This window comes from Magnetospirillum sp. XM-1, from assembly GCF_001511835.1.
Classification (GTDB): Bacteria; Pseudomonadota; Alphaproteobacteria; order Rhodospirillales; family Magnetospirillaceae; genus Phaeospirillum.
Window position 1 is genome coordinate 451,010 of sequence record NZ_LN997848.1, and the last position, 13,741, is coordinate 464,750.

Here is a 13,741-nt window from a genome sequence, read left to right on the forward strand (position 1 = left end):
TGTTGCGTCAGGTTTTTGGAGGGGGACACGCCCAAATCGGGTTCTGTCTCGTGGCTCAGCAGGCTGATTGGAGATCAACCTTTCCTGCACACTTCCGTGGTGCCGACAAAGGCTGTCAGATCATGTTGACCAGACGCCGCTGTGAATCGGAATCGGATTCGATGTATCGGGCGGTCATAGTCAGGCTGCGATGCCCGGCAAGCTGCTGGACATCACGGAGAGAGCCACCGGCCTGTCCGACCTTCCTCGCAGCGTTGGTGACGAACGTCCTTCGTCCACTATGCGATGAGCAACCCTGGAACCCAAGTCGGCTATAGAGACGAGCGAACCACGCGACGACGGTGTTCGCCGTCATCCCCACACCGCGTTCGGAAAAGATTACGGGATGGTCTGCACTGCGAATTCCTCGGGCATGCAGTTCGACCAGTGCCGACCTTAATTCGCGGTTTATTGGGATCGAACGGCCAGACGACCTTTTGGTGGCTTTATCCTCCAGGTGGATCATGTCGCCCACTTCGCCGGTAGCGGTCAGCAGCATCGACCAGCGAACGCACGCAATTTCCTTGGCCCTCATCCCGGCCTTGGCCGACAACAAGAACATGACCCGATCACGGACGCCATGACGGGTTGATCCGAGGTGAAGCAAAACGGTCGAGATTTGGGTCGCTGTAAGAACCTTCGCCTGCTTGCCTGCCATGATCGCCAACTCATCATAAAATTAAAGCAGTAGATAACTTTAAAACGAGTATAGCATCCGCGAATAAATCGGCCAATGCCACCCCATTGAAAAATATGCAGTAAATAGCAACTCATCATGAAATACCTATTTCATGATGAGTTCGTATTCTGTCGATTTTTCCGATCTCGTTTTATTGCCCTGGGGCGAAACCACAGATGCTGGAATGCACATCATCGACGCGACTTCATGCGACCTGGATTATCTGGTCATCGTCACGTTGCCATGAACTTCCGAACCGGCGGCCCAATGGGGTCATGCCAACTGCATCGGCCAGTTCGTTCGAGAAGATCAGCAATTCGGCACCGACCTTGCCGGTTCCATAGGTCCAGGAAGCAGCGACCATTGCGAACCCTTCATAGAGACGACGTACTGCCGGGGCGTCGTTATATGACAACAGCCAGCACCCTGGTCGCGACCGAAGGACATCAGCCAGCCGACGATGGTCGAAATCCCTATGGGCATCACCTTTGAATCCATAGAGTGTGGCCTTCGCAGGGGGTAGAAGGTAGGGCGGATCGGCGTATACGAAGGTGCCGGGGTGCCGCGATAGGCTGGTTGCGAAGTCGGCCTCCTCGACGATGATGTTGGGGATCGCGGTTCTTGCCAGTTTGTCGATGGATGACAGGGTGAACCGATTGTCGGTGCCGGAATATCCACCGCTGAAGGTTAGGCCGCTGAACGATGATCGATTGAGTGCGAAGAATGCGGCGGCCTGGGTCACAGGGTCGGGGATGTCGAAGTACGACTGCTGGAACCGATAGAACCCATCCCGATCCAATGGATGATATTGGCGGGCAGCATCGGCGACAGCACCTGCATCAATCCCAATCTGCTGCCAGCAGTTCACCAGTGGTTCAAACAGATCGTATCCATGCACTCGGATGCCGCGTTGACCCAAGTCCAGTTCGACGGCACCACCCCCGAGGAAGGGAGAGCAAACTTCATCCACGTCATCAGGGATGAAGGAAATAATTGTCTGCTTGCCTCTCTCTTTGCCACCTGGATATCGAAAAATTGCCATCAAATGTCACCATCAAACTGGTATTTATCAGTTTGATGGCGTGATTCTGTTTTTAAACCGCGTGAATGCCACGCATGAAAAAACCCCGGCGAATTTCTCCGCCGGGGCTAATTTGTGAATTGGCCAATTACTTCTTTTTGCGACCGATTCCCTTCTTTTCAGCGGCCACTTTATCAAGCTCAGAACGCTCGTAGATCAACTTGACCAACTTTTCGTCGCCGCCATTAGCAGCGTCGATCAGCCCCTGATAGATGGCCTTCAAATCGGCGAGGTTCGCAGCTTCGAACCATTCTGTGTCATTGATAATCAGGGGGGACCGCAAAATCTTGAACTTGTAGCCTTCACCGGACCTCACGAACCAAGCGGTGCGGGAATTGATCTCACCACCGTCAATGGCAGCCTGGACCGCCTCCTGCTGCTCACGCACCTTTTTGACAAACCGCGTGACGGGGGTGCTTTTTGAAGCGGTAGGGACGCGGGTCGGGGCCGGTGCGGCTTTCAGTTTGTCCAGAAACGACATGAATTAACTCCTAGATGCGGCGTTCTTAATGGACGCGAATCTCGTGACGCACTTTAACGCAGCCAAGGCATTCGAAACAAGCGGCGACTATGTATCTGATTTTTGCCCACACATCTTGTTTAGCAAGAAACGGCGTGGCGTAAAATCTGATCAACCGCTTCAGCTATGCCGATATCACGGTTAAGGACAATCAGATTTCCCATATTTTTCAATTTATTTCTGGCCGCAACGCGGCGTTTTCCGTCCAGTACCTTGTTGATATCTCGCATCGCAAGAACGAGATATACGGGCAACAATCGTTGTCAGAGGCTTATGGCGGATGCCGATAAGGTTTAACTTGGCCTAACCCACGCGTCAAACTGTTCATAGTTTTCGTCAAGCCACTGATCATAAGCATAATGCGTTGTTGGCACTCCATCGTCATACTCAACAATGTCTTTATATTTGCCAAGCGGCTTGCATCCGCCGACTTTCTTCTTTTTGTAGACGGCTCCTTCCCACATAGAATTAGTGGCAATTAGTTTATTGAAATAATCATTAGCTTCGGATTTGCGGGTGAACATATGAAACGCACCGATATAGCGATTATCGCTATCTGGTCCCCGCATGCCACTATGGACGAACCAAGTCCGGTTCTCGCCGCCTGGAACGGCAACCGTGGTGTAGGCATCGGCAAGTGCGTCAATCGCTTCCTGAGTGGTCGGGATTGGGGGGGCGTAGATCGCATCGTCGGCACAGACCGCCGCCGCCGCCGCTTCCGCTTCGGTGGCTTCCGTATCGGCTTCCTGGTGGTAGCCATCCGACCCAACGTCATCAGCCGGAACAGGTTCACCACCTGACGGCGGCGGATCGTCATCAGGGTCAGTATCGTCGTCAGCAGTCTTCTGCTGGGCCTGGATCATCACCCACAGCGTCTCAAGCTTCTTGTGAAGAAGTTCGTCCGTCTCATTGGTGATCCGGTCACGGATCGACATGACCAACTTGGGTGAAGCGTCTCGCAGGTCCAACTGGTGAATCTCGGCTATCTGCATTTCCAGAAGGTCGTTCAATTGATGGACGGCCACCATGGTCAGGGTGAATTCGTCCGACTGACCGTCTACGGTATCCCCGTCGCCTTCCTGGTGATCATCGGTCGGGACATCCTCACCACCTGACGGCGGCGGATTTCCAATTGGCACGAAGAAAACTTCGCCAGCCACTTCATTCGGCTTCCCTTCCTCACCGATTGTCTCTTCGTCGCTGGCTACCCCGTCGAGATAATTCCGCACAGCTTGCTTGGCGGCAAAGCTGATGGACCGATGACCAGGGCTGGGCGGTGGCAAATCCTTGATCGCATCCCATACCTCTTGAACCACCTTCTTGGGCAAGGTGGGCTTCCTGGGCTTAGGGGCGTCGGCCTTCTTGTTCTCTTGGAGCCACAGCTTTTCAATCGCGTTGATGCCGATGGTTGTGAGTTGGTCCCGTGCTGAGTTTTCCAGCAACGGCGGCTGCCGGGTGTGGAGCCAGTGGCACACCCGCGAATAACAGGTGATGGTGTCTTTGACCGCCCGCTTGTTGAAGGGGACGCTCTTGCGTTTGGCAATGGTGGCAAGGTTGAACTCGATGGCTCGGTGAAAGACGGGGTTCTGAACATCCGCCTTCGGAACCTTGACCTTGATATGGGTGCAGCGAGCATCAAATCCTTCCGGGTCGCTCAACGCCTTCAACACGATGCGATAGGCTGACATGACGCGATTAATCGCGTTTTCATCGGTGTTTGTTTTGGCCTCATAAAACGGCTCAAACTGAAGCACCATATCTTCAATCAGTTCTTCCCATTCTTCATCGTTATCGATGCGTGGCGGGTCTTCTTCAAAATGTCTACCGGGAGACATTTTGGAGCTTTGTTTCGAGGCAACTGATGGTTTGTGTGCTTCGTAGTGGCTTTCCATGATACGCCTGCGACATAAATTAATACGCAATCTTCATTCAAAACATATCAGGGTGCGTTAACGCATTTCAATCATGTTTAGCTCGGGGCATTTGTCGCATTAAATTGTGCGATCTAGTAATTCAGAGAAAATGTCGGAAGATTGCACGGAAAGTCATGTTTTCATTCATGATGCGGCGGTCTGCCGCACCGCCATCACGACAAGCAATCTAGAATTTCGGCTTGAAAATATTTTTTCAAGCCGCAAATACTGCTTAACTATATGCCGCACATATCATTCAGGTTGCAATGGGCGATCTCAAAGGCTGTTTGTATAAAAATATTTTCATGATCAAGCGGCAGATTTTGTATTAATCGTCTTGATTATAACAATGTTTTACATTGTCGTTTTTTGTTTGACGAATGTGCAATTAGCTTCTTACCATATGTGACGTTGCAATCTTGCCTGGAGTTTATTCCAGCAATAAAAATGGTAAGGGGATTTCAAAATGAGTTCCGACCCAGAATATGCCTATGAAGCCGCATTGAATAATGTTGACCATGTAAATTCAATTGCATGGTCAGAATGCCGTCTCAATCCAATGAAAGGCTGCACAAAGTGCAGCCCAGAATGCGGGCCTGTAGGGAAGAAAGGTGGCTGCTACTCGCCACTCTGGGCTTGGCGACATACATGCATGGGCACAGATGGGTATGAAAACGTTGTGACACGGAACGCGATCACGGGTGTTTCTGAGTTCACGGGCCGCGTAAATGTCGTGCCAAAAGAGTATGGGAAAATCAGGAAGTTCAAATCCGGCATGATGGTGTTTGTCAACTCGATGAGCGACACCTTTCATAAGGAAGTGCCATCTGATGAACTCACCAAGCTTTTTGACGGTATGAACAGCCGCCCAGATGTGATCTTCCAGATTTTGACGAAGCGTTCTGCTCGAATGGCCGAAATGAACATCCCCGTGCACAAGAACATCTGGATGGGGGTTACCTGCGGCTGCAAGGCTTCACTATACCGTCTTGATGACCTTCGTCGGGTGAATGCCAAAACCAGATGGGTGTCGGTTGAACCGCTCCTTGAGGAATTGGACCTTTCGCCGTGGCTGGCGGACGGAACTCTGCAATGGGTCGTGGTCGGCGGCCAGAGCGGTGCGACGGCCCCCCAGCATCGGCTGAAGATTTCATGGGTGAAGAAGATCAAGGACGACTGCCAGCGGTACGGTGTGGCGTTCTTTTTCAAGCAGTGGAGCGGCGTCAGACCCAAGACGCAGACCCCTTACCCCCCAGTTCTGGACGGTCAAATCTGGCATCAGTACCCAGGTGATGCGGCCAACCCAGTTGATCAAGCTAATCGCTAAAAGCAGGAGCATTGGAAAATGAGCAAGGAACTCGTGTGCGAAATCATGAATGAAAACCCATCAAGTGGCGTGTTCATATGGGAAGGAGATGACGGAAATTTTATAGCGGACTTAACGCCGTTCGTTATGAGGCTTCTGACAATAAACAATGGGTGGCAGCCTTGGACCGAAGAGCGTGGCTCCTTATTCCTGGTCAGAGGCAAGAAGCGAGAGGAAGCCAAGAAGGTTGGTGAAGACATTAACGCTGAATATGGGTTCCAGGGAATGATTATGGTTCACAAATCCATCAGCAAGTTGCTTGGTGGCGTTGCTGCGAGGGAGCTAGATTTTGCGTGGAGCGGTATCGGCCAATGGTTGGCCTGACCCGACTGCAATTGGAAGTGTGGTGGGTGGTTCATTAGGTGGCGGGGGGCTGTCCGTCCGGTAGTGGAGTCATTATGGTCATCCCAGGTAACATCTGGGTTCAAGCTTTCACCACCGGGATGTCGTCCCAACTGGTCGTGTAGCTCGGGGTTCGGTTCCCACATCGCATCTTCCATGGTGCATCACCGGGAACCACCCCAAACCCAACAGCCCCTTTGCCCAACTTGCTGTTGATCCCATCCACCGCAGCCATCAATGCTTTTGGCCGTACATCTGACTCAGGCGGTGGTGAAAATAGGTCACGTGGAATGTCCTCGGGTCGGATCAAATCCAGCATGATCACCCCGGCCTTTTTGTAGCCATAGCCATCCCTCCATGCCGATTTCAATCCCTTCAGTGCTGCCCCAATGATGTGCGGCGTGGATGAAGTCGGCGGCGAAAGACGGATCATGGCATTCAGGGAAAATTGTGGCTGGTCGGGACGGAACCTGTCGGTATAGGCGAATACCTGCACAGCACCTGCCACCAGCCCTTCTCCACGAATTTTCTCTGCTGCCCGGCTGGCGAAGGTCAGCACAGCATCATGTACCTGCTGGAATTCGGTGACGGAATCTCCAAATGACCTGGAGCAGCAGGTGGTGTGTTTGTCCGATGGGGCGGTGTCCAGGGTGTGAACCGGCGTTCCTCGCAGTTCCATCACGGTGCGAAGGCCGACCGCTCCCATGGTCTTCTTGATCCATCCATCTGACTGCAAAGTCAGGTCATAGGCGGTTCGGATGCCATTCACGCCACAGTGGGCTGCATACTGGCGGCCAATCCCCCAAACATCCCCGACCGGCGTTTGCTTGAGAGCGGCCTCTATCCATCGAGCATCACGGCTCAGATCGAGCACGCCGTTTGCCTTCTTGGACTTCTTTGCGAGTCTGTTGGCCAGTTTTGCCAAGGTCTTGGTGGTGCCGATCCCGACCGACACCGGAATGCCGGTCCATCGCCGAACGGTGGCTCGAATTTGCTGGCTCCATGCGGTCAAGTCGTTTACCGGCAGACCGTCCAGATCAAGGAAGCATTCGTCGATGGAATAGACCTCTGCCCCCGGCGAAAAGGTTGCCAGCACAGACATGACCCGTTCCGACATGTCCCCGTACAGGGCATAGTTGGACGACAACATGATCAAGCCATGGCTATCGACCAGATGCCTCAATTTGAAGGCAGGTTCGCCCATGCCGACGCCAATGGCCTTGGCTTCGGCGGAACGAGCCACGGCACAGCCATCATTGTTGGACATGACGATGACCGGCTTGCCTTCAAGAGCAGGGTTGAATGCCCGCTCGCACGAGACGTAAAAATTGTTGCAGTCCACCAGGGCGTAGACCGCCATGACCGATCACCGCTTGGTCAGGGACGACACGGCGAAGGTGACGACCCCCCATATCTGAACACCTTCTTCATCGTTAACCGGGAAGCTGGGATAGTCCGGGTTGGCCGAAGCAAGTTCCCAACCATCCTCGGTCTTTCGTAGGGTCTTCACCGTCAAGCCGCCGTCCAGGGTGGCGACGACAATATCCCCGTCATGGGGCTGAACAGAACGATCTACCACCAGCAGGTCGCCACTGTGGATGCCTGCACCGGTCATGCTGTCGCCATCGGCCTTGCAGAAGAACGTCGCTGCTGGCCGCTTGACCATCAACTCATGGAGATCGAGCTTGCCCTCCAGGTGGTCGTCGGCGGGGGACGGAAACCCAGCGGCCACCAGGGCGGAATAAATGGGGGCCGTGGCATCCGATGGTGCGAAGCCACGGGACGATGGCTGACATGTGCCTGGGGGTAGCGGCGTATTTTGATTCTGCGAGAACATGGCAAGAACATTACACCGTGGGCACGGGATCGGGCAATATCCAGTGTTCGACCGATTGACCCGTTGATCAGCAGGTCTATTATACTTTCGATAGAATTTCTAAGGGCACAATGCCATGCGATTACGTTGGCAGGACACGATGAACCTGGGCGTGGCCGAGATAGATGCCGGTCACCGGCACCTATTTCATCTGCTCGATGCCGTTGCGGCTGCTGTTGAAGCTCGGATGCTGGAGGCTGCTCAAATTTCAGCGGGTGAATTTCTGGAGGCAGCGTTACAGCACCTTGCCAGCGAAGAAAGTCTGTTCGACCGCGTGGCTGAATTCCATGATTCTTCCCGCCATTTGAACACCCACAATGAAGCTCGCCGAACCTTTATGCGGCTGCATACTGCGATCTGCGATAACGCTGATCTGAGCGAAGCTCGGACTATTCTGGACGGGTTGATTCCCGACATGATCATCCGGCTGCACCAGGAGGACACGGCCTTGGCTTCAGCGTTGAAAAGTTGATTTATGATCTCCGGGCGTTCCACGATACAGCGGAATGAACGCAGGTAGGCTGATCAGGCGAACATGGCGATATTCGGACGAAAAACTCCGACGCCAAGTCGGTGGCCGGTTCACGAAGGTTACTGACCAGATAGGGCATCGCCTACTTCGTCGTTGTTAGATGATGTGTATTGACGCAATGCAGTACGAACAAAACTTGATTCAAGCCGCTCGATCCGCAGAAAAAGTTTGTGCGAACGATTCAACAGTGATCGTAAATCATCAGAAATCACGGAATCATTACAATGCGATGTGTCCAAGCACACATCGTGCCCAGATAGCCTAAATCGTTCTTCCATCGCGTATTCTGCGGAAATCTCGCCGTCATAAACTGCACGCTGGAACATCAACCACGACATAACTTGTGTCAGGCGGCTTGTTAGCCGAAAAGCCTCATTGGTTATCCGAAGCCCCTTAACACCATCGACTTTTTGCCGATCCCGCCATTCGGTCTCCATCATGAAGGTCCGTGCTTCATCAAGCAGAGCCATGGTTTCTTCAAATGGGCCACGAAAATAGGTAGTTGTCCGCATCGCCGCACCTCACGTCACCACCAAGACGGGCAAATCGTTCCTGATGGTAACATGCGAAGTTTTGGCGTCAAATGCCATTCAATACCAAATGTCATACGTCTGCCTTAGCGGCTGTATGCGGTCATTTTGTTGCCGTCACTGGAAAGCTATGTCGCTGTCATAGGCGGAATTATTCACCAATAAACAACTTATTTTTCGTGTGCTGTAGCAACGCTTGCGTTAACTCTTAAGTGATGGCGGCAGCGTTTGCATTCTCGGCACCAGAATGTCTTGGAGTTTGATAAATAATAATATGCCGTCTTTTGAACGATAAGCGACCGCCTTTTGCTAAAACTCGTAGTATGCGTGACATTACTTCAGGCCCACTACCGACCATAGCGGCAACGTCGCTCCAAGCCATAGGTAGCGTGAGATGTAAGTCGCCATCTGAATCTCGGTCTCCCAATTCCTCAGCCAGAATAGTTAGTATATCCAGAACCCGTTCAGACAAACCCACGGTACACATTCTGAAAATAGCATTCTCATTTTCCTGTATTTCAGTGGCACTAAGTTTGATTAACCCCAAACCTATTGAAGGGTCATTTCTAATTGCTTCCACAATGCGATCCATTGGAATGAACTGAGTTGAGATGTCAGTGATTGCCCGAGCGGCTAAATTGTGGAGGCCGTCACAAAGCAAGCCCGAGCATGGAAAAAGAGCCCCCGGTCTGAGGATTTTGAGGATGATCAGGTTTCCATCTTCATCCACACGCTCAAGAGCAACCAAGCCCCCAACTAGTTTAAATACACCAGTAATTTGATCGCCCTCGTGAAAAAGGCGACTACCCCTGGATGCTAAGGTCATCGACGAAAATAGATGCTGCAAATGGCAGCTTTCCAACAAAATCATCTGAGGTGACGCAGGCTGCCGCATTAGGCAAACGTTATTTTCTTTGAAATTTTTCAAAAGACCCATGACGGTTTCCCCAAAATTGGGTGAGCCCTAATTTCATAAGAATTAGATGCGGGTGTCAAATCATACATATCTCAAGAATGTTTTGGCGTGGCGAGATTGTCGCACTAACATCACAACGACAGAGACGCTAGACTGGCAAAGAAAACATGTTTTTAATGTGCAGCACGACGTGGAGTCATCGTATAAACAATCAATAAGTATTAAGAAATGTAGAATATTTGTAATTTTTAATTAAAAACTACATGATTTCAAGTAATTTATATTTAAAATGTGTTCTGGCAGCGAGACGCATAGCCCGCAAGCTGTTTACATTGTTGTTTTACATTTCAACGATTTGTAATTTTTCCGTTGTCGGAGATCGCTACGGATTGACCTTCAGGCCCCAGAGTTATAATCCTTTTGATAGTTTTTGTGTGAACACGACTCATGGCTGGAAACCGTGATGGGCGAGAATCATGGAGATAATCACGATAGAAGTTGTTGGCATGGATCTGACATGACCGAACGGCGGATTCCTGAAGCAACATTTCGTGAGCAGGAAGGTCTGCTTCGGCTTGTCTTTAACAATTCCAGTGTCGCCATCTTCAGCATAGATTCCAGTGGTCGAATTGGGACCGCGAACCAACGGATGGCCGAATTATTTCTGATTCCTGTGGAGACGCTGATTGGCAAGGAGTATGTCGATCTGGTCGATCCCGTCGATCAGGACATTGCCCGGCGGAATGTGGCGGAACATTTGGCATCGGGGCAACAAAATGTAAGTTTGGAACGCCATTATTGGCGTTCAAACGGCACGGCGTTCTGGGGCCAACTGACGGCCCGCCACATGCCAGCATACAAAGACGGACGTGCTGGTCTGGTCTGCGTGCTCTCCGACATCACTGAACGCAAAATTGCGGAACAGCATTTGGCCGAACGCAGTGGCGAACTTGAAATTCTTAACCAGGAACTTACCAACACTGTCGCAGCCCTTGCAGCCTCAAATGCCGAACTTGTTGAGGCACGCGAGAAACTGGAGCATTTGGCCCGACATGACGCTCTGACGGGAGCTTGGAGCCGCATCAGAATCGAAGAATCTGTCCAACAGGAAATGCTCCGAAATTCGCGATATGGGCACCCTGTCTCATTGATCTTCATCGATCTGGACCACTTCAAGAGGGTCAATGACGGCTACGGACATGCTGTCGGCGATGAAGTTCTCAAGTCATTTTGCGATATCGCCCAAAAATGTATGCGTTCCACCGATCTACTGGGACGTTGGGGCGGTGAAGAGTTTGTGATCGTTACCCCCAACAGTGGGCTGATGATAGCAATCCTGCTTGCAGAACGAATCCGCAAGGCGGTTATGGCCTACGATTTTCCTGGTGTTGGCCGTGTTACCGCCAGCTTCGGCGTCGCCGAATACCGTGAAGATGAAACATGGGAATCTTGGCTATGCCGTTCTGATGCAGCCCTTTACGCGGCAAAGGAAGGTGGGAGGAACCGAGTCGTAACCGATGCCTGCGAGGCTGATGAAGCCGATGAGGCAGAGCTTCTCGATCTCTCGTTTCTACGTCTGGTCTGGAGGAGCACCTACGAGTCCGGCCATGCTTTGCTCGATACGCAGCACCGAAATCTATTCGAACACGCAAATAATTTGCTGATAGCAGTCATCGGAGAGCGACCAACCGATGAGGTGGCACCTCAGATCGAAGCACTTGTTTCGGACCTTCTGGATCATTTCCGGGATGAAGAAGCAGTTTTCCGCTCGATAGGATATTCCGGTGCTGATGAACATGCCCAAACCCACCAGGGTCTAATCGACCGTGCCGGGGAATTGGTGGCGATTTTCACATCCGGCGAACTGGCCTTGGGCGACCTGTTCAATTTTCTGGCCTATGACGTGGTGGCAAAGCACATGCTGTCCGAAGATCGAAAGTTCTTTGGGCACATCCAGGCAGTTCGCGACACGGCGGTATAATTTCGGGCAGGCAGGTTGGGCGAACATGGCAATATTCGGACGAAAACCTCCCCCCATCCAAGTCGGTGACTTGTTCATGAAAGCCAACGATCCGACCAGAAAGGTGTGGGAGGTGTCACGGCTTTGGACGGCCGTTGATGGGGTTCCGCATGCCCGGATGGTGAACCGGCACGAGACACTAATGGTGTCGATTCGCACCCTGGAAGACCCGGAGTACTTTGTGGCTGTGCCTGTGATTCGGAACGAGCCGTAAAACAGGTCGGCGGTGGAGAACTGGTAAGAACTCCACCGCCGGATCGTGCTGGATGGATCAAGTTTACGGGGGTGATCTATCCAGATGTGGCCGCATCGGGGGGATGCCACCAGAAAAGGTTATCGCATTCGGCTTATGCCATCAAGGCGGAGATGATGAAGGTAAATCCGACCATGGACACTGCATCGATTACTGTATCGGCAATCGGCATCACCGAAGTGAAGAATGCCGGTAAGCTACGTGCCTTGGCTGATGTTGAGGTCGTCTTTGATGGCATCGAGATGATCATCCAAGGAGTCAAGGTGAGGGCTGATGACAAAAGTACCGAGGTTTCCTTGCCAACATATCGGGCACCAGATGGCTCATGGAGGGCCGCAATAATTCTGCCTGATGAAATCAAGGATGCCATTTCGGATACGGTGATTGCTGCGGGATTGGAGGCAGGAATCCTCCGGTTGAAGGAGGAGTCCGTTGGGGATCGGTGCACAATGGAAGGTGCTAAATCTCCGGACCATTTTGCTTGAGGTTGATGAAAGATATAAATCTTTGGTAGCATTTGATCGGCGTGAAGGCGGAGGACGGCCATGATTGTTGCAAACACAGGCTGGCCTGATCTCGAACTCCTAAAAGCTGCCCCGATTCTGATCTGGCGTGCTGGTCTTGATGCCAAATGCAATTGGTTCAACCCCGCTTGGCTCGCCTATACCGGCAGGACAATGGAGCAAGAGATGGGGAACGGATGGGCGGAAGGTGTCCATCCTGATGATTTTGATCGCTGCTTGAAAATTTATCTTGATGCCTTCGCACTTCGTCAGCCGTTCGACATGGAATACCGCATCAAGCGTGCCTGTGGCGAATACGGTTGGATCGTAGATTACGGAATCCCAATTCAAAACCAGTCCGGCGAATTTCTCGGGTATGTCGGCTATTGTTTTGATGTCTCTGTCAGACGGGAGAGCGAAGAAAAACTGGGAATTGCCTGTAAGGATTTGGCGGCATCCAACGCTGAACTTGAGCAATTTGCCTACGTCGCATCCCATGATCTTCGTGAGCCACTCCGTATGATCAGCAGCTATGTTGACCTGATTGAACGCCGCTACGGACATCACTTTGACGCAGATGGGCATGAATTTATTGGCTTCGTCCGCGACGGTGCCCGGCGAATGGATGCGATGGTTCTGGACCTGCTTGCATTCTCCAGAATTGATAGACAGGGAGAACCACTGGTTCCGATGCGGATCGGTGATGCCATTTCCCGTGCCGTGAGAAATCTTGGGACAGCCATTTCCGAGTGTGATGCACACGTGGTCGTCGATGTGGATGCTTCGCTCATGGTGGTTGGGGATGGCCACCAATTAGATCGGCTTTTCCAAAACCTAATTGGGAATGCCATCAAATATCGAAAAGAGGGGATAAGACCACACGTTGTCGTGTCTGTTCATCTCGATAATGAGAAGGCGACCTTCTCTGTTCAAGATAATGGTATCGGGATCGCACCAGAATACTTCGACCGAATTTTTCTGCTTTTCAAGCGACTTCATACCCGAGAGATATACGAGGGAACAGGGATCGGTCTTTCTGTCTGCAAGAAGATTGTCGAGCGGCACGGGGGCGAGATTTGGGTCGAGCAATCACCTTCAGGCGGCTCGACTTTCCTGTTTACCTTGCCGACGCCTGAGTGAATCCGTTTGATAAATGATGGCTGTTAGTCAT

At 51.9% G+C, this 13,741-nt stretch carries 14 protein-coding genes; 6 read left to right on the forward strand and 8 right to left on the reverse strand.

The features are described 5' to 3' along the window. Nucleotides 1-115: 115 nt before the first annotated feature. The 4 genes from XM1_RS02185 to XM1_RS02200 form a co-directional block, all read right to left on the reverse strand. Nucleotides 116-697 carry a site-specific integrase gene (locus tag XM1_RS02185; protein ID WP_068429009.1) on the reverse strand — a complete coding sequence of 194 codons (582 nt, stop codon included), beginning with the start codon at nt 695-697 and terminating at the stop codon, nt 116-118. Nucleotides 698-923: 226 nt separating this feature from the next. Beyond that, nucleotides 924-1,760: a DNA adenine methylase gene (locus XM1_RS02190; protein WP_082700326.1), complete on the reverse strand. Its 837-nt coding sequence runs from the start codon at nt 1,758-1,760 to the stop codon at nt 924-926. A 127-nt stretch (nt 1,761-1,887) separates the two neighbouring features. Further along, nucleotides 1,888-2,280 carry a hypothetical protein gene (locus XM1_RS02195; RefSeq protein ID WP_068429011.1) on the reverse strand — a complete coding sequence of 131 codons (393 nt, stop codon included), beginning with the start codon at nt 2,278-2,280 and terminating at the stop codon, nt 1,888-1,890. A gap of 332 nt (nt 2,281-2,612) precedes the next feature. Next, nucleotides 2,613-4,211: a hypothetical protein gene (locus tag XM1_RS02200; RefSeq protein WP_156428613.1), complete on the reverse strand. Its 1,599-nt coding sequence runs from the start codon at nt 4,209-4,211 to the stop codon at nt 2,613-2,615. A gap of 487 nt (nt 4,212-4,698) precedes the next feature. Between XM1_RS02200 and XM1_RS02205 the strand changes: the two genes are divergently transcribed. Next, nucleotides 4,699-5,559 carry a DUF5131 family protein gene (locus tag XM1_RS02205; protein WP_082700327.1) on the forward strand — a complete coding sequence of 287 codons (861 nt, stop codon included), beginning with the start codon at nt 4,699-4,701 and terminating at the stop codon, nt 5,557-5,559. An 18-nt stretch (nt 5,560-5,577) separates the two neighbouring features. Beyond that, entirely contained in the window at nt 5,578-5,922 is a 345-nt protein-coding gene (locus tag XM1_RS02210) for a hypothetical protein (RefSeq protein ID WP_068429018.1), read from the forward strand. A gap of 100 nt (nt 5,923-6,022) precedes the next feature. On the opposite strand, the gene XM1_RS02215 is transcribed toward XM1_RS02210, so the two are convergent. Both XM1_RS02215 and XM1_RS02220 read right to left on the reverse strand, forming a co-directional pair. Beyond that, nucleotides 6,023-7,300 carry a Y-family DNA polymerase gene (locus XM1_RS02215; protein ID WP_068429027.1) on the reverse strand — a complete coding sequence of 426 codons (1,278 nt, stop codon included), beginning with the start codon at nt 7,298-7,300 and terminating at the stop codon, nt 6,023-6,025. Between the two features lie 6 nt (nt 7,301-7,306). Further along, nucleotides 7,307-7,777, reverse strand: coding sequence for a LexA family transcriptional regulator (locus tag XM1_RS02220; protein WP_082700328.1), 471 nt, complete (start codon nt 7,775-7,777; stop codon nt 7,307-7,309). A 139-nt stretch (nt 7,778-7,916) separates the two neighbouring features. Between XM1_RS02220 and XM1_RS02225 the strand changes: the two genes are divergently transcribed. Then, the gene (locus XM1_RS02225; RefSeq protein ID WP_156428614.1) at nt 7,917-8,288 is read left to right on the forward strand and encodes a hemerythrin domain-containing protein; all 372 of its coding nucleotides are present in this window, start codon (nt 7,917-7,919) and stop codon (nt 8,286-8,288) included. 119 nt (nt 8,289-8,407) lie between these two features. On the opposite strand, the gene XM1_RS22990 is transcribed toward XM1_RS02225, so the two are convergent. Further along, nucleotides 8,408-8,860, reverse strand: coding sequence for a DUF1465 family protein (locus XM1_RS22990; protein WP_082700329.1), 453 nt, complete (start codon nt 8,858-8,860; stop codon nt 8,408-8,410). A 226-nt stretch (nt 8,861-9,086) separates the two neighbouring features. Then, a complete protein-coding gene (locus XM1_RS22995; RefSeq protein ID WP_156428615.1) occupies nt 9,087-9,815 on the reverse strand; it encodes a Crp/Fnr family transcriptional regulator in 729 nt (242 codons plus the stop codon). A gap of 496 nt (nt 9,816-10,311) precedes the next feature. Between XM1_RS22995 and XM1_RS23000 the strand changes: the two genes are divergently transcribed. The 3 genes from XM1_RS23000 (at nt 10,312) to XM1_RS23010 (ending at nt 13,710) form a co-directional block, all read left to right on the forward strand. Next, on the forward strand, nt 10,312-11,775 hold the full coding sequence (locus XM1_RS23000) for a diguanylate cyclase (RefSeq protein WP_082700330.1): 1,464 nt from the start codon (nt 10,312-10,314) through the stop codon (nt 11,773-11,775). Between the two features lie 405 nt (nt 11,776-12,180). Further along, nucleotides 12,181-12,552, forward strand: coding sequence for a hypothetical protein (locus tag XM1_RS02235; RefSeq protein ID WP_231920666.1), 372 nt, complete (start codon nt 12,181-12,183; stop codon nt 12,550-12,552). 60 nt (nt 12,553-12,612) lie between these two features. Next, nucleotides 12,613-13,710, forward strand: a complete 1,098-nt coding sequence (locus tag XM1_RS23010) for an ATP-binding protein (protein ID WP_082700332.1) — start codon at nt 12,613-12,615, stop codon at nt 13,708-13,710. Nucleotides 13,711-13,741 lie beyond the last annotated feature (31 nt).